Origin of the sequence: Denitrovibrio acetiphilus DSM 12809 (genome assembly GCF_000025725.1) — a bacterium.
Taxonomy (GTDB): Bacteria; Chrysiogenota; Deferribacteres; order Deferribacterales; family Geovibrionaceae; genus Denitrovibrio; species Denitrovibrio acetiphilus.
Map to the genome: position 1 here is coordinate 2,607,660 of NC_013943.1, position 20,304 is coordinate 2,627,963.

The 20,304-nt window shown below is 45.1% G+C and carries 21 protein-coding genes; 10 read left to right on the forward strand and 11 right to left on the reverse strand.

Features of this window, described 5'->3' with window-relative positions; translation table 11 throughout:
* Nucleotides 1–68: 68 nt before the first annotated feature.
* The 7 genes from DACET_RS15710 to DACET_RS12505 form a co-directional block, all read right to left on the reverse strand.
* Nucleotides 69–464: a rod-binding protein gene (locus DACET_RS15710; RefSeq protein WP_013011736.1), complete on the reverse strand. Its 396-nt coding sequence runs from the start codon at nucleotides 462–464 to the stop codon at nucleotides 69–71.
* Entirely contained in the window at nucleotides 464–1,549 is a 1,086-nt protein-coding gene (locus DACET_RS12480; RefSeq protein WP_013011737.1) for a flagellar basal body P-ring protein FlgI, read from the reverse strand. Before DACET_RS12480 ends, DACET_RS15710 begins: the two co-directional genes overlap by 1 nt.
* 19 nt (nucleotides 1,550–1,568) lie before the next feature.
* On the reverse strand, nucleotides 1,569–2,288 hold the full coding sequence (locus DACET_RS12485) for a flagellar basal body L-ring protein FlgH (RefSeq protein ID WP_013011738.1): 720 nt from the start codon (nucleotides 2,286–2,288) through the stop codon (nucleotides 1,569–1,571).
* A 94-nt stretch (nucleotides 2,289–2,382) separates the two neighbouring features.
* On the reverse strand, nucleotides 2,383–3,240 hold the full coding sequence (gene flgA / locus DACET_RS12490) for a flagellar basal body P-ring formation chaperone FlgA (RefSeq protein WP_013011739.1): 858 nt from the start codon (nucleotides 3,238–3,240) through the stop codon (nucleotides 2,383–2,385).
* A gap of 2 nt (nucleotides 3,241–3,242) precedes the next feature.
* Nucleotides 3,243–4,031 (reverse strand): flagellar basal-body rod protein FlgG, encoded by a 789-nt coding sequence (gene flgG / locus DACET_RS12495; RefSeq protein ID WP_013011740.1) that lies wholly within the window; start codon nucleotides 4,029–4,031, stop codon nucleotides 3,243–3,245.
* Between the two features lie 11 nt (nucleotides 4,032–4,042).
* On the reverse strand, nucleotides 4,043–4,801 hold the full coding sequence (locus DACET_RS12500; RefSeq protein ID WP_013011741.1) for a flagellar hook-basal body protein: 759 nt from the start codon (nucleotides 4,799–4,801) through the stop codon (nucleotides 4,043–4,045).
* Entirely contained in the window at nucleotides 4,798–5,547 is a 750-nt protein-coding gene (locus tag DACET_RS12505) for a hypothetical protein (RefSeq protein WP_013011742.1), read from the reverse strand. The genes DACET_RS12500 and DACET_RS12505 overlap by 4 nt, the downstream gene beginning before the upstream one ends.
* 216 nt (nucleotides 5,548–5,763) lie before the next feature.
* Between DACET_RS12505 and DACET_RS12515 the strand changes: the two genes are divergently transcribed.
* Together DACET_RS12515 and DACET_RS12520 are read left to right on the forward strand one after the other, a co-directional pair.
* Nucleotides 5,764–6,183, forward strand: coding sequence for a Fur family transcriptional regulator (locus DACET_RS12515; RefSeq protein ID WP_013011743.1), 420 nt, complete (start codon nucleotides 5,764–5,766; stop codon nucleotides 6,181–6,183).
* Nucleotides 6,174–7,130: a metal ABC transporter solute-binding protein, Zn/Mn family gene (locus DACET_RS12520; protein WP_013011744.1), complete on the forward strand. Its 957-nt coding sequence runs from the start codon at nucleotides 6,174–6,176 to the stop codon at nucleotides 7,128–7,130. Before DACET_RS12515 ends, DACET_RS12520 begins: the two co-directional genes overlap by 10 nt.
* A 1-nt stretch (nucleotide 7,131) precedes the next feature.
* Here DACET_RS12520 and DACET_RS12525 read toward each other — a convergent pair whose 3' ends face one another.
* Nucleotides 7,132–8,079 carry a radical SAM protein gene (locus DACET_RS12525; protein WP_013011745.1) on the reverse strand — a complete coding sequence of 316 codons (948 nt, stop codon included), beginning with the start codon at nucleotides 8,077–8,079 and terminating at the stop codon, nucleotides 7,132–7,134.
* A gap of 256 nt (nucleotides 8,080–8,335) precedes the next feature.
* Here DACET_RS12525 and DACET_RS12530 point away from each other — a divergent pair, with 256 nt between their 5' ends.
* The 8 genes from DACET_RS12530 (at nucleotide 8,336) to dapB (ending at nucleotide 17,128) form a co-directional block, all read left to right on the forward strand.
* Nucleotides 8,336–9,442, forward strand: coding sequence for a hydrogenase small subunit (locus tag DACET_RS12530; RefSeq protein ID WP_013011746.1), 1,107 nt, complete (start codon nucleotides 8,336–8,338; stop codon nucleotides 9,440–9,442).
* 2 nt (nucleotides 9,443–9,444) lie between these two features.
* Nucleotides 9,445–11,145, forward strand: a complete 1,701-nt coding sequence (locus DACET_RS12535) for a nickel-dependent hydrogenase large subunit (RefSeq protein WP_013011747.1) — start codon at nucleotides 9,445–9,447, stop codon at nucleotides 11,143–11,145.
* 120 nt (nucleotides 11,146–11,265) lie between these two features.
* Nucleotides 11,266–11,745: a hydrogenase maturation protease gene (locus DACET_RS12540; RefSeq protein WP_013011748.1), complete on the forward strand. Its 480-nt coding sequence runs from the start codon at nucleotides 11,266–11,268 to the stop codon at nucleotides 11,743–11,745.
* 50 nt (nucleotides 11,746–11,795) lie between these two features.
* Nucleotides 11,796–13,328: a tetratricopeptide repeat protein gene (locus DACET_RS12545; RefSeq protein ID WP_013011749.1), complete on the forward strand. Its 1,533-nt coding sequence runs from the start codon at nucleotides 11,796–11,798 to the stop codon at nucleotides 13,326–13,328.
* A 16-nt stretch (nucleotides 13,329–13,344) separates the two neighbouring features.
* A complete protein-coding gene (lysA, locus tag DACET_RS12550; RefSeq protein WP_013011750.1) occupies nucleotides 13,345–14,604 on the forward strand; it encodes a diaminopimelate decarboxylase in 1,260 nt (419 codons plus the stop codon).
* On the forward strand, nucleotides 14,601–15,413 hold the full coding sequence (gene dapF, locus DACET_RS12555) for a diaminopimelate epimerase (protein ID WP_013011751.1): 813 nt from the start codon (nucleotides 14,601–14,603) through the stop codon (nucleotides 15,411–15,413). The genes lysA and dapF overlap by 4 nt, the downstream gene beginning before the upstream one ends.
* A 39-nt stretch (nucleotides 15,414–15,452) precedes the next feature.
* A complete protein-coding gene (dapA, locus tag DACET_RS12560; RefSeq protein ID WP_013011752.1) occupies nucleotides 15,453–16,325 on the forward strand; it encodes a 4-hydroxy-tetrahydrodipicolinate synthase in 873 nt (290 codons plus the stop codon).
* Nucleotides 16,322–17,128: a 4-hydroxy-tetrahydrodipicolinate reductase gene (dapB, locus tag DACET_RS12565; protein WP_013011753.1), complete on the forward strand. Its 807-nt coding sequence runs from the start codon at nucleotides 16,322–16,324 to the stop codon at nucleotides 17,126–17,128. Before dapA ends, dapB begins: the two co-directional genes overlap by 4 nt.
* 449 nt (nucleotides 17,129–17,577) lie before the next feature.
* Here dapB and DACET_RS16390 read toward each other — a convergent pair whose 3' ends face one another.
* The 3 genes from DACET_RS16390 to DACET_RS12570 all read right to left on the reverse strand — a co-directional run bounded on the left by DACET_RS16390 (nucleotide 17,578) and on the right by DACET_RS12570 (nucleotide 20,301).
* Complete coding sequence (locus tag DACET_RS16390) at nucleotides 17,578–17,721, reverse strand: hypothetical protein (protein WP_169304238.1); 144 nt, start codon at nucleotides 17,719–17,721, stop codon at nucleotides 17,578–17,580.
* 95 nt (nucleotides 17,722–17,816) lie between these two features.
* Nucleotides 17,817–17,960: a hypothetical protein gene (locus DACET_RS16395; protein ID WP_169304239.1), complete on the reverse strand. Its 144-nt coding sequence runs from the start codon at nucleotides 17,958–17,960 to the stop codon at nucleotides 17,817–17,819.
* A gap of 94 nt (nucleotides 17,961–18,054) precedes the next feature.
* A complete protein-coding gene (locus tag DACET_RS12570) occupies nucleotides 18,055–20,301 on the reverse strand; it encodes a molybdopterin-dependent oxidoreductase (protein WP_013011754.1) in 2,247 nt (748 codons plus the stop codon).
* Nucleotides 20,302–20,304: the final 3 nt, after the last annotated feature.

A 20,304-nucleotide genomic window follows, 5' to 3' on the forward strand; every position in this document is an offset into this window, starting at 1 on the left:
AAAACTTTAGCAGTTTTTACCTGGTTGTTCCAGCGAAAAAGCTGTCTTTTCCTTATTGCATTATGCTCTCATAATTTTTCATTAATAGTAGAAGCAACATTTGTGCCATTCAATTCCCGCTGTAATTCAAGGAATTGCTGTGAATTCACAGCACTGTTTTTTCCTGTCGGGAAATTATTTCCATTGTTTGCGTGGAGGTTTTTGCTCATAGACTCATAAAGCATCTTTGAAAGCCCCAGACCTTCGCCCTCAGAGGATTCTTTCGCTACTTCGGCATCGAGCATCTCCGTAAATATTTCTTCGCCTGTGCTCTTCTTAACAAGACCGCCGTCCTGAATTGTTTCTCTCATACTGGAAAAGACTTTAGCCATGAAAAGAGCCTCGAATTCTTCACAGGATTTTTTAAGTTTCTTATCCTGATCTTTTGTATAGTTAAGGTCAGAGCTTAAGGCTTCTATATACATCACATCACCTGAAGTTCGCCGTGCAGAGCACCGGCAGATTTTATAGCCTGAAGGATAGAGATAAGGTCTCTGGGGGTAACACCTATGGAGTTCAGCGCCTTCACAAGATCGCTGATACTTACCCCTTCCGGTACAACCATCAGATTAGCATTCTCTTCCTGAACATTAATCTCTGTATTCTGTGTCTCTCCACCGCCATCACCTAAAAAGTCAGGCTCCCTGATCTCTACAGTGGAATTAATGCTGATAGTAAGATTACCGTGAGAAACAGCCACAGTGTTCAGCCTTACATCGGCTCCCATGACAATCGTTCCTGTTCTCTCGTCCACAACTACCCTTGCGAGGTTTGTAGGCTCTATCTGAGCACTGAGTACATTGTCCAGATATACATAAAAATTACTTTTATAATTATCAGGTACAGAAATTTCCAGCGTGGATGGTGAGGTTATCTGAGCCACCTGAAGTCCGACCATCTTGTTAACTGCTTCTTTCGCTTTTACAAGGTCGGTGAGGTTTCTCTGTTTAAAAGTGAGTACAATCTCACTCTCATCCATAACAAAAGGGATTTCCTGTTCAACTATCCCCCCGTTTGGGATCATACCAACTGTAGGATGATTTTTGATTGTACCCGTTCCGCCGGCCGAAACGTTCATACCGCCCACAGATATAGGTCCCTGTGCAACAGCGTAAACCTGCCCGTTCGCAGCAGAAAGAGGTGTCATCAGCAGCGTGCCGCCCTCTAAGCTCTTTGCGTCACCAACAGACGACACAACAACATCAACCATAGTCCCTGAACGGGAATAAGGCGGAAGCTTTGCAGTGACCATAACGGCAGCAACGTTTTTCACGCTGACGTCATCTTTACTTACAGTTATCCCCATACGCTCCATCATATTCACAAGGGACTGAATGGTGAAATCTGTACCGCTTTTATCACCGGTACCGTTAAGTCCCACCACAAGCCCATAGCCGATAAGCTGGTTGTCCCTGATCCCTTCGACATTGGATATGTCTCTTATTTTAACCATGGCAAACGAAGCATTTGCCAGAAGTATAAGCATTAGTGTTATTACTGTCCTTTTCATCTTCATTACCCCTGTAAGCCTAGAACGGCATGATCCAGTTAAAAAGTGTCATCAGCCAGCCCGGCTTGTTAGAATCAGAAAGCATCCCCTGACCGCTGTAAGCAATTTTCGCATCAGCGATGGATGTTGAAGAAACTGTATTGGAAGCATCGAGATCTTTCTGTCTGACTATCCCGCTGAGAGTGATTGTCTGTTTCTCATTATCTACTATAAGTTCTCTGTGCCCTTCTATCACAAGGTTACCGGAAGGAAGAACATCAGTAACTCTGGCTGCTATTGTACCCTGAATAGTATCTGCTTTTGTTTTTGAACCATTCCCTGCAAAAGAACTTGAAGAATCCAGAGAATTATTAAGATCAAGAGCATTCCCTGTCCCCAGCAAATTAGTAACACCAAGGTTAGCAGGAAGTCCCATAAGGTTTGTTAAAGTTGATGAAGCACTCTGGCTTTTTGACGTCGAGGTTGAGTTAGAATTGCTCGCAGATGTGCTCTCTACGATATTTATGATTATAATGTCGCCCACATGACGCCCTTTATAATCAAGAAACAGGCTGCCTTTCGCAGATGCCTCCATCCATAGTGAAGGGCTGGGCTTTCTGGCTTCCTGCTGTTTCTTATATTCCTCCAGCTCTTTCTGATAACTATTTTTGAGTGCGTCATTATTAAAATCAGGCTTTTTCGCACATCCAGTAAAAACAAGCGCCGTAGCTATCATCATAAGTAGGATTCTGACTTTCATCTTGCCTCTCCGGTATTTTTTTCAATTACCAGATTAAATAACAAGAAGTATGCCAAATGTAGCGATTATATGTAGAATAAAAAAAGGAAAAGGATTACTGAGCGTTTACAACGACTTTGCGACCTTGTTCATATCTTCCGCGTACTATCTTACCGCTGGCGGTATTCTTCACCCGGACATTTTTTCCGATATACGCATCTTCCTGCAATTCTCCGGAAGTAGTCACATTAAGAGCTCCGGAGCGGTAAACTAGCAAAACCGTTGTCCCTTCAAAGGCATCCGGCTTCATCATAACATCACCAAGAGTCAGTGGTCTGCCGCTTGAAAGATTCTTTGTGGCAATCATCCCCGAAGGATCTTTTACAGGTTCGCCATGCACCCTTGAAAGTTCATAGCGTTCTTTCTGAACCCTGCCGGAGACGTCTTCACCTTTTCTTATAGAGCTGCTCGTGACGTATATGTCCTGAAACGCCTTGAGATTGATAGTATAGTTGTACCTGCGTACACCGTTATCTATAGAAACGGAGACATTGCCGAACCTGCCTTTAGGCATGTCAATATTGTACCCGTCTTTTTCAGAATAATAAAAATCACGCCCCATACGTATGCTTCCGATCTCAATGTCCATACTGCCGTACATGACAGACAATAAATCCTGAACATCACTCTTGAATCTATCTTCGGTAAGCAAAGTTCCCTTCCTGCGGAATGTCACCTCACCGGGCTGCGCGCCGACAATATCGTGTTTATTAATAATATACATCGACATCTGCCGGTTAATTGTGCGTTCCTCGCCATAGTCCAGACCGCAATATATATCGTCTTTTATTCCTATCCCCGGAAAGATATCTTCCAGCATTATGCATTCAGAATCTATAACGATTACATCATTTGCAGACACCGAAAGCACAGTACACACAAATATCAATCCCATGAGCAGGGGTTTAAGCATTATTACCTCTTAAGGTTATTCACTATCTGAAGCATTTCGTCTCCGGTCTGCACTGCTTTAGAGTTTATCTCATAAGCTCGCTGTCCGGTAATCATGTTTACCATTTCATCTACCACACTGACGTTAGACATTTCAAGTGTGTTTTGAGTAATAGACCCGTAACCGTCCTCGCTGGGCACTCCCGCAACAGCGTTACCGCTTGCTCCGGTTGGCATAAAAAGATTTTTACCGATGGCCTTCAGCCCCGCCGGATTGATAAAGCGTGACAGCTCTATCTGCCCTATCTCCTGCGCTTCTTCCTCACCCGCCAGAGTAACACTTATCGTCCCGTCTTCACCAAAAGCGATATCAGTTACGTCATCCGGGACAGTGACCGCAGGTTCCAGATAGTACCCGTTGGAGTTTACAAGGTTACCGTCGGCATCAGTTTTGAGAGAACCGTTTCTGGTATATGCAATTTCGCCGCTTGGCAGGGTAAACTGAAAATAGCCGTCCCCCTCGACTGCGATATCAAGGCTGACTCCGGTATACTGAAAACTACCCTGAGTATGCACTTTTTCTATAGCCGCAACTTTGGAACCAAGCCCGACCTGTATCCCCGTGGGGTGTGTCATCCCTGCTGCGGATATAGCCCCCGCAGGTTTCAATTCCTGATATATCAGGTCTTCGAAATGCGCACGGCTCTTCTTGTATCCGATGTTGTTAACATTTGCAAGGTTGTTGGAAATAGTATCAATATTTGTCTGTTGTGCGGTCATACCTGTTGCCGCTGTCCATAGGGTACGAAACATATGCCCCCTCCTTAGCTCACAATGCCGACTTCGTTGACGGCTTTACTGTCTATTTCATCAAAAGTTGTTATAATCTTTGAGTAAGTTTCAAAACCTCTGGATGCCTCGATCATCTTAACCATCTCTTCCACAGGGTTAACGTTACTCCCCTCCAGATAGCCTGTCATAAGCCCGGGGTTTTCTGCAACATCCGGCAGTGCGTCCACAGCGACATAAAGGTTTCTGCCTGTTTTCTGCAAGGCCGACAAATCTTCAAACTGAGCAATCTCGATGTTATTAACAAGAGCGCCTTCAAGAAGCATCTCCCCCTCTTCATTAACAATTGCTCCTTCGACCATCTGCACAGGTTGAAGAGAGTCCATATTGCTCACAACCTTAAACCCGTCTTTAGTCGTAAGCTCACCCTGCTCATTTAATATAAAAGAACCGTCACGGGTAAACCTCACTCCATATGGGGTATCCACTGCGAAAAAGGCATTGGGATTAGTGAGCGCCATATCCATGCTGTTGCCAGTCTCTTTCAGGTAGCCCTGCTGGAAATTGACTTTTATATCATCCAGCCGGACGGTGGAATTGATCATTTTGTTATAATCACTGTTTCGTATGATATCATCAGGTGTTTCAGAAGCATTTGCGATATATTCGGAAAACACTCCAACCTCTTTCTTATGCCCCACGGTGTTTAGGTTTGCCAGATTTGATGAAATAATGTCCATCCGCCTCTGCTGCATAGCCATACCGCTTGTGGCAGTGTATAACCCGTTGATCATTTATCCGTCTCCTTTGCAACTTTTCTGTCTTCAACTTTCTTTTCAACCATTGCCAGAAGCGAAGTCGGGTCTCCGTGTACATTCGGGAGCCCTTCCGCCATTATCTTTGTCATGCCTTTCATCGTAAGTTTTCTTACAGGCTTTGCTTTTTTAGTAGGAAAATACCAGAAATTTCTGTCTGATTTGCTTTCAACCCGTATAGACGCCAGATAAACCGGATAATCGAATTTATCAACAATGCTGAATGTTATTTGCGAGTAATTGGTTCCGTATGATTTATCAAGAGACTCTCTTATGGTTGAAACAACTATATACTCTGCATCTTCCGGATCTGAAACTGGAACACCGTATTTTGCCATAGTAAGGTAATTCCTGATCATCCTGCCGAATTCTTCGTTATATTCGAATGTTTCGCCATCACTTACCTTCGGAGGTATCACATAAAAAAAACTCCCGGGAGTAAGCTTGCTCACGACCTGAGAGTCAAATGAAATTACTTTTTCTTTGGTTTTATCGATAATAAGCGAAGACGCATTAGAATTAAGCTCTATTGCGATAAGCATATACGTATATCCATAGGACGGCTTGAGTATTTTTGTAAGAGACTGCTGAGCCATAAGCACTTTATCATCAACAAAAGTTTCAACCTTCCTAGGAGTGCTTGTATGAGCGAGACCGTTAACTGCTTTATCAACACAACCTGCAAAAAATATTGAAAGTATTAAAACCGGAAATAATTTCTTCATAATTCGCTCCTGCCCTTTACAAAGCAACCTTTATGCCAAAAAGCAGAAAAATACAGCACAACTGAGCCATCCCCCCCTCTGGGCAAGCATTCTGCGGCATCCCGTCTTTGATCGTTTATTCCCTGCACCAGACATAATACACACGACGCCCCGTAAATATTTATTTTCACAAAATAACCACTTGCAAATGATTCGCATTTATTTATTATACCGCTTATGGATAAATGCAGTACAACGGAGCTTTTAAAGGCTACTAAAACCAAGATGACAGATGCGAGGAGCAAAATCCTCAATATACTTCTGGAGAGCGAAACCCCGCTAACAGCAAATGAATTGCACATAGCTGTTTCTGACAGCTCATCTATAGACCTTGCGACAGTTTACAGAGCACTTAAGGTCTTCGTGGAAAAGGGACTTGCCCGTGCACTCCATATCGACGGTGAGACCATCTATTATGAAAAGGCCTGTGAGCACAACCCTCTTCACGCACACTTCCACTGCGAAGTATGCGGAGCTGTCGAGTGCCTGAACCCTTTCGGTTTTGATGAAAGTTCCGCCTTCATGAAAATGGCAAAAGATAAAGAAATATCAAGCGTTGAGCTTGTAATCAAAGGGAGATGCAGCAAATGCGTATAATAGTATTATTCATGGCAGTTATTATCACAGCAATTCCGGCGTTCGCAGTAACAAATGTGTATGTGAGCATACTGCCTCAGAAAACATTCGTAGAAAAAATAGGGAAAGACAAAGTTAACGTAAACGTTATGGTCAAACCCGGTGCAAGCCCGGCGACATATGAGCCGAAACCAAAGCAGATGGCGGCTCTTTCAAAAACAGAGATATACTTCTCCATAGGTGCCCCTTTCGAGAGGGCATGGCTTCCTAAATTCAGCAAACTCAGCCCTAAGATGGAGATTACAGCAACAGACGCAGGAATAAAAAAGCGTTCGGTAGAAAAACATGTACACCACGGTGAGGAAGGCGAAGAGCACCACGATGAACATGGAGAGACTCATGAAGAGGGAGAGCATCACAACCACGACCATGACGCAGAACATAACGACCACGACCATGATCACGGTGAACATGACCACGAAGGGATAAGCGACCCTCATATATGGCTCGACCCTATGCTTGTCAGCAAGCAGGCAGACACCATAACTCAGGCGTTATGTGCGAAAGACGCTGAAAACTGTGCTTTTTTTAAAACAAATAACGAAAGCTTCAAAAAAGAGCTAAGGGCTCTCGACTCGACTCTGAGGGAGATCTTTAAAAATAAAAACGGTATGCATTTTATGGTGTTTCACCCTTCATGGGGTTATTTTGCCGACAGATACGGACTTGAGCAGATACCTGTGGAGCTGGAAGGGAAAGAACCAAAGCCTTCCGACCTGAAAGAATTCATAAATACTGTCAAGGAACTGGGGCTGAATACTATTTTCATACAACCGCAATTCTCCAGGAAAGCAGCAGAGCTTATCGCTTCTGAAACAGGAGCAACAGTAATAGCTGTTGACCCGCTGGCGAAAAACTGGGAAGAAAACCTCATCTATACTGCAAAGCTGATATCAGGTTCTTTATAGATCAGCTTTCAATAAAATAGAATTTATCACCGTTATATTCAGATACTCTGAGGTGGTCACTGTTCAGCGCGTCGATCACCTCTTTTACAATTGCCGCTTCCACTCCGAAAACTGAAGCAATATCTTCTGCAGAGCAAGGGCGCATCGTCAGCAAACGTTTAAGCTGGTCTTCGTTCAACGAACCACCGGAAAGCTCTTTGATGTAGTTTCCGACAGACTCGACATTTATACCTTCAGATTTAAAATACAGTGCAGTGTCTATAAGCGTTTTCTCAGGCACAGTCTTGGCTCTGGCGAAAGCAGGCGGGCGATACACAGTATTTAACTGCACAACGTCATATCTGCACCTTTTGATGATGCCAGCAATCTTCTTCAGCTCTTCCATATTGTCGTTTATCCCTTCACAAAGCAGAACCTCAACCAGAAGCTTACCTTGAAACTTATGGGAAAACTCAACAAGAGCCTCATTTATCGCCTTAATATCTAGCGATCTTTCAGGGGCACAAACTCTCCGGTATGCTTCTTCGCTGACAGCATCCAGACTTGGCACAACGACATCAAGTTCCATGAGCTCAGCCTGAACATTTTTGTCCGTCAGCAAAGTGCTGTTAGTAAGCACGGCGACAGGATGTTCGCTGATCTCTTTTAAGCCTTTTATAATATATCCCATATCAATATTCAGCGTCGGTTCGCCCGCTCCGGTGATAGTAACGACATCCAGATCATCTTTGAGATGCGGATAATTCTCACGAAACTCTGCAAGTATGTCATCAGGATTTTCAAAACGTCTCCTCTCTGCAGTACATTCTGTAGTGCGCCCCACCTCACAGTATATACAATTCAGTGTGCATATTTTGTGGGGGATTATATCTACCCCTAAAGACCTCCCCAGTCTACGGGAAGGGACAGGCCCGAAAAGAAAATTATATTTATCAGTGTGTGCTCTCATTTCTGCTCCATTTGTTTCGAAACATAATAATAGACCCCCTTTGTGAAAACGCAAGTGCATAGTCACTATTTAAACACTGTTTCAGTCGTAATAAGTATGCAAATAAATTCTCTTGATAATGTGAAAAACATCTGTTTTAATAAATAATAGAGCATTAGTTCAATACAAGTTCTAAGCCCATAGGTTGTGGACTCAAAACACAGGACTAATTTTTAACTATTAATGAAAGTAGAACATACATACTGGAGGTTTTAAAATGAGCCTAAGACAGATTCTCCAGAGCTATGATGTCAGTAGAAGGGATTTCATGAAGTACTGCACAGCCCTTAGTGCAACACTTGCCCTCCCCCCTGCATTCGCTCCGCAGATAGCGGAAGCTCTCGAAAACGAAGACAACAGACCACCCGTTATCTGGATGGAGTTCCAGAGCTGCTCAGGCGACTCTGAATCTATCCTCCGCTCCGGCAGACCAAAGGTCGGAGACCTTATCCTCGACGTCCTCTCAGTGGACTATATGGAAGTAATAATGGCGGCTTCGGGGCACCTTGCTGAAGAAGCGAAAGAAAAAACAATGGAGCAATACAAAGGTCAGTATCTCCTCATTATCGAGGGTGCAATCCCCGTCGATGACGACGGCGTATACTGCTGCATTGCAGGTGATTCTGCAGTTAACCACCTTAAAAAGGCTGCGGAAGGTGCTGCGGCAGTCATAGCTGTCGGGAACTGTGCCTGCTTTGGCGGCATACCTGCCGGTTATCCAAACCCCACAGGCGCAAAAGGCGTGCAGAAGATCATCAGCGGCAAACCTATTATAAATCTTTCAGGTTGCCCTGCCAACAGCGACAATATAACCGCACTGATCGTACATTATCTAGTATTCGGCTCACTGCCCGCTGTTGACAGACATCTCCGTCCGAAATTCGCATACGGCAAACGCATCCACGACAACTGTGAACGCAGAGGTCACTTTGATGCGGGACAGTTTGTTGAAAAATGGGGAGACGAAGGTCACCGCAACGGATGGTGTCTTTATAAAATGGGCTGTAAAGGTCCTGAAACATTCCATAACTGCCCGACCCTACGGTTTAACGATGGTCTTAGCTGGCCTGTTATGGCTGGTCACGGCTGCGTTGGCTGCGCAGAGCCCGGTTTCATAGACACTATGGCTCCATTCTACCGCAGACTCCCATCTGTTCCGGGGTTTGGCGTTGAATCAACAGCAACCAAACTAGGGCTGAAGATACTCGGTGTATCAGCGGCAGTATTCGGCGTTCACGGCATGATCAGCTTCTTCCGGAATAAAGATATAGTCCAGCAGGTTGAAAGTGAACACCTCGACAACGAAGACAAGAAGGAGAATTAAACATGGCTGAAAGGATAGTAGTAGACCCCATCACCAGAATTGAGGGGCACCTTAGAATAGAAGCCAAAGTTGAAAACGGAAAAATCGTGGATGCATGGTCCAGCGGAACAATGTTTCGCGGTATCGAGAAGATACTAAACGGGCGCGACCCGAGAGATGCGTGGTACATAACCCAGCGTTTCTGCGGTGTCTGCACAACAGTTCACTCCATAGCATCAATCCGTGCCGTTGAAAACGCACTTGGCATAAAAGTTCCTTATAATGCGGAACTGATTAGAAACATAATAATGGGCTCTCAATACATACAGGATCACGTGGTGCATTTTTATCACCTCCACGCACTTGACTGGGTTGATATAACAAGCGCACTGCAAGCAGATCCTAAAAAAACCGCAGCTTTACAACAGTCTGTTTCCGACTGGAAATACAGCTCGGAAGACTATTTCAGAGGCATTCAGGAACGCATCGGCGCATTTGTCAAAACCGGCAGGCTCGGACCTTTTGCAAACGCCTACTGGGGACATTCCGCCTACAAGCTCCCCCCTGAGGCAAACCTCATGGCAACAGCTCATTACCTTCAGGCTCTTGAGCTTCAGAAAGAGATAATTAAAATCCACGCCGTGCTCGGTTCTAAAAATCCTCACCCGCAGACATTCCTTGTGGGCGGCATGGCTATACCCATCGACCCGAACAGCCAGAACGCAATCAACGCAGACAAAATAGCAATGCTCCTTGAGTACAACAAGCTGGCAGTGGAGTTTGTTGAGCAGGTATACGTACCGGACATTCTCGCTGTCGCCCCTTTCTATCTCGACTGGGCAGGGATAGGCGCAGGACATAAAAACTATATGTCTTACGGTGAATTCCCTGAGACACAGCTCGGCTACCCTAACGACATGTGGCTTCCGTCAGGTATCATCAAAGGCGGAGATCTGTCTAACATCATAGAAGTTGATCAGGCAAAAATAGCAGAGGATTCCGCACACGCATGGTATGTGGATAAATCCGCTAAACACCCGTACGACGGTTCCACCGAAAGACATTATACAGGACCGAAACCTCCGTATGATTTCCTCGATGTCGAAAAAGAATACTCATATGTAAAAGCCCCAAGGTACGAAGGCGAGCCTATGGAAGTAGGTCCGCTTGCCCGTATGCTTGTTGCATATGCTAAAGGTCACCCTGAAGTGAAAGCTGTCGTAGATGCTGTTCTCGGCAAACTTAACGCAGGACCGGAAGTTCTCTTCTCTACTCTGGGACGTACAGCAGCAAGAGCCATAGAGTCACTTGTCACAGCCAAGCGTGTTGATAAGTGGATAATGGATCTCGCAACGAATATTAAATCAGGAGACTATCAGGTACATGCCGGAAGCAAGTGGGAACCAAGCACATGGCCTTCAGTAGCCAAAGGCTACGGCTACCATGAAGCTCCACGGGGCGCCCTCGGACACTGGATAGTTATCAAAGACGGCGCAATAAAAAACTATCAGGCAGTAGTACCTTCAACATGGAATGCAGGCCCGATGGACAAAGGCGATGTACACGGTCCATACGAGCAGTCTCTGATAGGAACACCTATCGCAGACCCTGACAAGCCGCTTGAGATATTGAGAACAATACACTCATTCGACCCTTGCCTTGCCTGTGCGGTACACCTTTATGACGAAAAAGATAAACTACGCTCAAAGGTAAAAATACTATAAACTGAAGCACACCCCGCTTTAGGTGACTATAGCTGAATCAGGGGATATGAACACAGTGCTCAAACAATCAATATACGAAAGACCGGGCAGACAAATGTCCGGTCTTTTTCAGGAAAAACTATGAATTTACTAGTGCTGGGAATAGGAAATCTTGTAATGAACGATGACGCCGCCGGCGTGCTTGTGGCACAGGAGCTAGCTCCTAAGTTTAACAACAAACGTGACGACCTTCTGGTACTGGACGGCGGAACCCTCGGGCTCGACCTGCTCGGGTACATCGAGTGGGCAGACAGGCTTGTTCTTGTTGACGCCGTGGAGCTGGATCTTAAGCCGGGGACAGTCGTGAAACTTGAAGGGGACGACATAGATACCGCCTTTGAAAGCAAGCTTTCTGCTCACCAGATGGGGATGAAAGACATGCTGCTCACTGCGGAGCTGATAGGACACCGCCCGGCTGAAATAGTTTTTTACGGGATACAGGCGGAAACGGTGCAGATGGACATGGAGTTGTCCGAAGCCGTTAAAGCCAACATGCCAAAACTCACATCTCACGTTGCAGCAGAAATTGAAGCATTCATGAATCCGCCTGACAGTTTGTAAAAATACTTTTCCTGTGTTATTCTCTTTCAAAATAACCACGGGGATCATGCATGAAACAGTTAGACTCCAAACAGGCTTATGAGCTTGCAATGAAATACCACCAGAAGGGCGAACTTGCGAAAGCAGAGCAGCTTTACGGTGCCGTGCTTGAAGTTGACAGGCATAACGCCGACGCCATGCACTATCTGGGACTGATACATATCGCAAACGGAAAAACAGAAAGCGCTCTGGAACTGATGAAGCAAGCTGTCTCACTGGATAAAACCAACCCTGTGTTTCATAACAACCTCGGTGAAATTTATCGTCAGACAGGTCAGTTTGAACATGCAGAATTTCATCTCTCCTCTGCTGCGGAACTAAAACCAAACTACTCCGATGCATTCTCCAACCTCGGGCTGCTGTATAAGGAACGGGGACTCGTCAATGATGCAAAATACTGCTTTGCCGAAGCACTACAGAGTGACCCTAAGAACCTTAGCGCACTCATAAACACAGGCAATCTCTTCAACAGCGAAGGCTCATACGAAGACGCCATACAGTGCTATGAAGCAGCACTTGAAATCTCTCCGGACAACCCCAACGCACTTGCCAGCGCCGGAGCGGCATATTATAAGACAGGGGAATATAATACTTCTGCAAAATACTACAGCAGACTGGTTAACGGACACCCTGAGCTCCACAGAGACAGAGTTAACCTTGCACTTATCACTTTACGAAACAAAGACTTTCGGAAGGGATTTCAACTCTACGAATCCCGTTTTAAATATCTGGATGTCATGGAAGGCGCGCAGGAAAAACTGTGGCGTGGAACAAATCTTAAAGATAAAACTCTTTACGTTTACAATGAGAAAAGCGGTCTTTCAGGTTTCGGGGATACTATACTTTTCGCACGCTACATTCTGGAGCTTGAAAAGTATGAGCCGTCAAAGGTGATATTTCGTGTCCAGCCGGAGCTTGAAACACTTTTCAGAGAAAACATGCCGGAAAATATTGAAGTAACATCAGAAAGCTGTGCAGATTATGACGTGCACTCCCCTCTTCTCTCTCTGCCTCTGGTGCTGAATGCCAGAGCCAAAACGATTCCTCACTCTGAAGGATATCTTAAGGCTGACAGCAAAAAAGTGCAGATTTTCTCAGAAGAGATGCTGACTGAAAAAACTAAAATCGGGATTGTCTTTCAGACAAGCAAAGATCATACAGACCATGAAAAGCGATCTTTAACACAAGAGTCTTTCTCCTCATTATACAATAACAGCAGCGTCAAACTTTTTCACATAGGCAAAGAAACAGCGGAAACACCTCTGGACAAGACCGTCACTGACATGAATGAAAAGATAAACGATTTTTCAGACACGGCAGCTATCATAGAAAATCTTGACATGGTTATAACCGCAGACACTTCAGTGGCGCACCTTGCAGGAGCAATGGGAAAAAAGACCGCACTGCTTATCGACCACCTCCACGACTGGCGCTGGTTCAATGCAAAAGAGGGAAAACAGAGTGAATGGTACTCAAGCGTAACCTTTCACATCAAAGAGAAAGGCTCATCATGGTTTGATGTGGTATCATCGATAAACATATAAAGTACCGGAGGAAAATGTGAGCAGTTTTCAATATAAAAACGAAACACTCCACTGTGAGAATGTTTCTCTGAAGCAAATTGCCGAAGAGGTCGGGACTCCATTTTATGTATACAGTGCGAACGGTTTGCGTAAAAGATTCCGAGAATTCGACAACGCATTTGAAGGCATGGACAGGATAGTTTGCTACGCGGTCAAAGCTTGTGGAAACATCGGAGTTCTGGCTTTGCTCGGTTCCGAAGGGTCCGGAGCGGATATTGTCTCTGGCGGCGAACTTCACAGAGCTTTAAAAGCCGGTATGGATAAAAACAAAATAGTTTTTGCCGGAGTGGGTAAAACAGAAGAGGAAATAAAATTCGGCATAAGCTCAGACATCCTGATGTTCAACGCAGAATCCCGTCAGGAGATAGACCTTATCAATAAATGTGCAGGTGAAATGAATGCAACGGCAAGGATAGCCATCCGTGTTAATCCCGATGTTGATGCAAAAACTCACCCATATATCTCCACCGGACTGAAGAAAAACAAATTCGGCATACCTGTCGATAAAGCAAAAGAAGACTATATCTATGCCAGCTCACTGCCGAACATCGAAGCAGTAGGCATACACTGTCATATCGGCTCACAGCTAACGGAGATATCTCCCTTCAGAGATGCAGCAGCGATACTTGTCAAACTCATAAAAGACCTTCGTAAAAACGGAGTAAACATAAAATATCTGGATCTCGGCGGAGGGTTAGGAATAACTTATCACGACGAGCATGCACCGTCTCATAAAGAGTATGCCGAAGCTATAAAGGAAGTCATAAGAGATGAAGATTTCACACTTGTCTTCGAGCCTGGACGAAACATATCGGGAAATGCAGGTGCGCTGGTAACAAAAGTGCTCTATACCAAAGAAACTGAAGAAAAAAGTTTTAAGATTGTCGATGCGGCAATGAACGATCTCGCCAGACCATCCCTCTATAATGCATACCACGAGGTTCAGGCTGTGGACAGCACAGAAAAGATGTTCACCGGAGACATTGTCGGTCCGATATGCGAATCGAGCGATTTTCTGGCAAAAGACCGCAATATGCCCAATGTGAAACGTGGCGGGCTATATGCTGTAATGGATACAGGTGCTTACGGTATGACCATGGCATCAAACTATAACTCACGCCCCCGTGTACCTGAAATATTAGTTGACGGAGAAAATTATCACATAGTCAGAAGACGCGAAACATACGACGACCTCACTGGTCCTGAAGGAATCCCTAAATATCTGAGGACAAAATGAACATACCATTTTACAAAATGAGCGGAGCCGGAAACGACTTCATCTTTATCGACAACAGAGACGGCAAAGCTGACGGGATAGACCGTCAGACACTTGTAACAAAAACATGTGCGAGAAATATTTCTGTCGGAGCTGACGGAATGATGCTGATAGAGAATAGCGACAAAGCAGATTTTAAATGGCGTTTTTACAATTGTGACGGCTCAGAAGCAGAAATGTGCGGAAACGGTGCAAGATGCGCCGGACGCTTCGCATATCTCAACAACATAACAGGTGAGAAAATGACCTTTGAAACCCTCGCCGGAATAATCGAGGCGGAGATTAAAGAAGGCGTTAATGTCAAAGTCCAGCTCACAACTCCTTTTGATGAAAAGTCAGACTATCAGATAGAACTCGACGAAAAGAAACTGGATATCAGCAGTGTTAACACAGGTGTGCCTCATGCTGTTATGTTCTGTAACGACATAGAAAACATAGACATAATGAAACTCGGAAGCGGCATACGCTACCACAGCCACTTCGAACCGGCAGGCACAAACACCAATTTCTGCGAGATGAACAAAGACGGCGTACTGCGTGTGCGTACCTATGAAAGGGGTGTCGAGGGCGAAACCATGGCTTGCGGCACCGGATGTGTGGCATGTGCTCTCTTCGCCGTCAAAAAAGGACTGACTAAAAGCCCTGTCAAATGCAAAACTACAAGCGGTCTGATGCTCACTGTCTATCTGGAAAACGGCAAAGTTTACCTTGAAGGTGAAGCCAGAGTGGTTTATAAAGGTGAACTCACCAATGAGGCTTACACCTACTGATTTTTAACGATAACAATCATATTCTTTTGGAGGAAATATATGTTTAAAGGAAGCTACGTTGCAATCGTGACCCCTTTCGCTGACGGAAAGGTTGACGAAAAAGCACTAAGAGCTCTGGTTGACTACCAGATAGAAAGAGGCACTGACGGCATTGTTCCATGCGGGACATCCGGCGAATCTGCCACGCTCACATACGAAGAACACTGTCAGGTGATAGATATAGTTATCGACCAGACCAACAAGCGTGTGCCTGTCGTAGCGGGGACAGGTTCCAACTCCACCCATGAGACAGTATACTTTACAGAACACGCAAAAAAGGCAGGTGCAGATGGCGCACTCCTTATCACACCATACTACAACAAACCTTCTCAGGAAGGGCTTTACCAGCACTATAAATATATTGCGGAGCGGGTTGACATTCCTATTATCATGTATAACGTTCCAGGAAGAACAGCTTGTAATATGCTCCCAGAAACAGTTATAAAACTGTCCAAAATCCCTAACATCGTCTCTATAAAAGAGGCGAGCGGGTCTATGGATCAGGCAGCAGCTATAATAGGCGGCACAGATGGCGATTTCGGTCTTCTTGCCGGAGAGGACGCACTCATTTACCCTCTTCTCTGTATTGGCTCCAAAGGTGTAATTTCCGCATCTGTTAACGCCTGTCCAGCAGAAGTTGCAGAGATGTATGATGCATTCACTTCAGGAAACATAGAAAGAGCTAAAGAGCTTCACTTTATGCTTCTCCCTCTTTTCGATTCTTTCTTCATGGAAACAAATCCTGTCCCTGTTAAAAGAGCCTTGGAGCTGATGGGGCTTGTAGGACCGGAGATCAGACTTCCTCTGATGGGCATGACACCTGAAGGCACTGCCAAAATGAAGGCAATCATGGAGCAGGTCGGGATTTTATGAGTAAAGTAAAAATAGCAATGGTAGGCGCCGCAGGAAAAATGGGGCGCCGGATAATTTCACTGATCACAGAAGATGAAAGATGTGAACTCAACGGTGCACTGGAACACTCTGCATGTCCTTTTCTGGGGCACGATGCAGGAGATGTTGCCGGATGCGGCAAGCTGAGTGTTGAAATAACTGACGACATAGATAAAGCTTTTGACGGATGCGACGTCTTCATAGACTTCACCGGAGCAGAACCCACAATGGCAAACCTCAGCAGGTTCCAAAAGGCCGGAGTGCCCGCCGTCATAGGCAGCACAGGGATGACAACAGAGCAGACAAAAGAACTGGAAAAGCTTTCATCAGAGATGCCTGTTCTCTTTTCACCAAACATGAGTGTCGGTGTGAACCTCACTTTCAAAATACTTGAAATGGTTACGCAGGCTATCGGTGAAACATGGGATATAGAGATCATTGAAGCTCACCACCGCATGAAAAAAGATGCACCAAGCGGAACAGCCATGCGCATGGGCGAAGTCATTGCAAATGTACTGGGACGAGATATAGAAAAAGACGGCGCTTTCTGCCGCCACGGGCTCATAGGTGAAAGAACTGACAGAGAAATAGGTATGCAGACCTTGCGTGCTGGCGATATTGTCGGTGAGCACACTGCTATGTTCTGCACAAACGGCGAACGCATAGAGATTACACACAGAGCCCACACCAGAGATATGTTCGCAAAAGGAGCCATCTCCGCAGCCGTCTGGCTTAAAGGGAGAGATAACGGTTTTTACAACATGTTCGACGTATTGGGACTCTAGATTTAAGACGAAACTGATACTGGCAAAAAAACCACCGGATGACATATAACTACCAATACCAATCGTGTAAAAAAACTTTACATATTGTAGCAGATAAAATATGTCCTATTATGTTTAGAAGAAGAAAGGGATCTGCACTCTAAAGCCAAAAGAAGCAAGTAGTCAGAAGGGTTTCTGACTGGATACCCTGGATTCAAAATTAGCTGGAGCTTCTTTTAAGAAGTCAGGCGCCGACAGCTTAATAGGTTATTAGCTCTGCTAAGTGATCACACAGTTATTATGTCTCACTGGGACAAAAAACATGCGGTCGGGTGATTTTTTCGCCCGGCCCTTATTTTTCTAGGCATCCTTTTCAAAACACTTCACACCGGAAAACAGCAGACAAGCTTATAGATTCCCCCTGGGTAACCCAGTGGCTCTATTGCTCCGCACGTGCTTAACATACGAAGCTACAACTTTGTTGTCACAGCTAGAGCATATGCAAAATACGTCACTGCGAAGCCCGCAGGGCTGTGGCAGTCGCTGGACTCGTTAATTCGTCCTGAGATTGCTTCGTTATTACATTCCTCGCAATGACTTATAAGCTCATTCATACAAGCATAAATGCGTGGTGTTATGTCTTCGAGCGCATAGATTCCTGCGGGTCAATCCGGGGTTCTATTGCTTCGCACGTGCTTAACACACGAAGCTACAACTTCGTTGTCACAGCTAGAGCATATGTAAAATACGTCACTGCGAAGCCCGCAGGGCTGTGGCAGTCTTTGGACTCGTTAGTTAATCCTGAGATTGCTTCGTCATTACACTCCTCGCAATGACTTATAAGCTCTAACATACAAGCATAAATGCGTGATGTTCTGTCTTCGAGCGCATAAAAAAAAGCCGGCTCACGTGAACCGGCTTAAATATATTTCAGTAATTTAGAATGTTTAGAAATCGCGTGTCACTGCAACAACACCTTTTGCCACGGTAGGAGACTGTTCCGCGCCGGCATACTCTGCATCTTCCCCCGCTAAAATCTGCTTAACCACAGGGAAGAAATATTCTCTACTCTCTTCTGTAGGGGCGAGGTAGGATTTGGCGGTGATGATATTTGTATAATACCTTGGGAACATATAGTAAACAAAAGTTTTTGCAGCAGGTTTGCTATAGCTGTACGGTGTGCTGTTCCACTCGTTTGATTTCTCTTTAACGATAGTGCCGTCAACCTCAGAATAATCAACATCAGGGAAACCGTTTTTACCAGCGATATCACCATGAAAAGTATCATAAGCGCAAGCGGTTACATTTTGTCCCATAAGAGAGGCGAGCATTGATGCCACCTGCACGTGAGTTTTCTGAGAACCTTTCGCCTCTACGATCTTTTCAAGAGCAACAAGCCTGCCGTCAAGAGTGGTAAAAGTCCCCACAGTTTCCAGTGAGTCCTTCACAGGCAGGATAATGTCTGCTGTTCCGGCAGATCCTGTTTTAAAGATATCTGCTGCTATATATGTTCCTGCTTTTGAAAAAGCGGATTCAAGTTCCGACATTACTTTACAGTTAGGCCTGGCGTTGAATCCAGCGTTAACGACAACTTTCACAGCACCAGATCTGAGCTCTTCAGTAAGCTTCTGTGCGGTGTATCCGTTGCGTACGTATCCGTTCACAACAGCGCCCATGTAGTTTACCTGATCATTTATAACAAAAACTGATTTAAGCAGGTCTTTGCCGAGAAAATCACAGAAAGCGAGAACAGCATCGGCGTCTGTACCGGACTGTATGTATTCCTCACCGATAACGATAGAGACCTTCTTAGCCTTTTTCAGCACAGCGGGCACGTAGAGTTCGGGGTCATTTACAACATCTATAATATTAGGATTCTGCTGATTAGACGGTGCCGGAGCATCTTTCTTCATCTCTTCAAGTGCACCTGCAAAATCGCCATACTCAGCCATAAAAGTTTTAGTTGTAAACAGGTCATACTCGTACTTCTGAACACCAGCCACATAGAGTTTTGCGTCATTGTGTATTACAGCGTTCATTATTTTGTGCTTAACGCCCACGGCTTCCCTGCGGAGGTCGCAGCCGATAACAAATACCACATCGGAATCCTTTATGTCATCAAGTGTACCAATGTTCTCCATCGTTCCGAATTTGGCAGAATATTTGTCGTAAAACTCGCCGAGAGAGATATCTGCTTCGCTTGTCAGTTTTTTAGAGCCAACAGCGTCCATGAACTTTTTATAAGCGGCAAAAGCTTCATTTGTAATTGTGCTTCCAGCCACAAAAGCTATCTCTTCAGGTTTAACGCCTGCAAGTTTATCTTTAAGCAGGGCTTCTGTTTCTTCCCAGCTTATCTGACTCAGGCTTCCGTTATTTGAAGCCATAGGGTTCAGCGCTCTTTCTGCGCTGTCCAGATATTTAAATGCAAACCTGTCCTGAGCTGTGATCTGACCGCTGCCTACAGCTTTTGCTCTGTATATTTTACCGTCTTTCAGTCCGTACTCAACAGCTCCGCCAGTTGGGGAGAAAACAGAAGAAGTCACTTTGTTTTCGAGATCCCACACCCGTGCAGAGTGATGAAACTGAGAGTCTAGCAGGGCGCCCACGGGGCATCTATCGATACATGTACCGCAGAAGTCGCATTTCAGTGTATCGCCTTTGGAAGGTGTTACGTGATTATAAAAGCCTCTGTCCTCCATCTTCAGCGCAGAGCAGCCTGTCATTTCGTGGCAGGACTTAATGCATTTTTCGCAGAGAACGCAGAGGTTTGAATTGTATACTATTTTATTCCAGTATTCGATCGGTTCAGCCGGTTTGTCAGAAGAAACCTGTTCCTCCATCATACCGAACCCAAAGGCTGTATCCTGAAGTTCACATTCGCCGGCTTTGTCACATATAGGGCAGTCCAGCGGGTGTTTTATAAGAATGAAATCAAGCATATCCTTTCTGTTTTTCCAGACATGCTCGTTATCAGTTTCTATCTTCATGCCGTCTTTTGCATAGGTTACGCAGGCTGCCTGAAGCCTTTCAGCGCCTTCAACCTGAACAAGGCAAAGTCTGCAAGCTCCTGTCGGAGTTACATCCTTCAGATAGCACAGGGTTGGTATATGGATTCCGTTTCTTTCTGCTACATCCAATATGGATTCGCCTTCGTCGAAAGAGTAGGGTTTGTTATTTATGATGATTTCTGACATTTT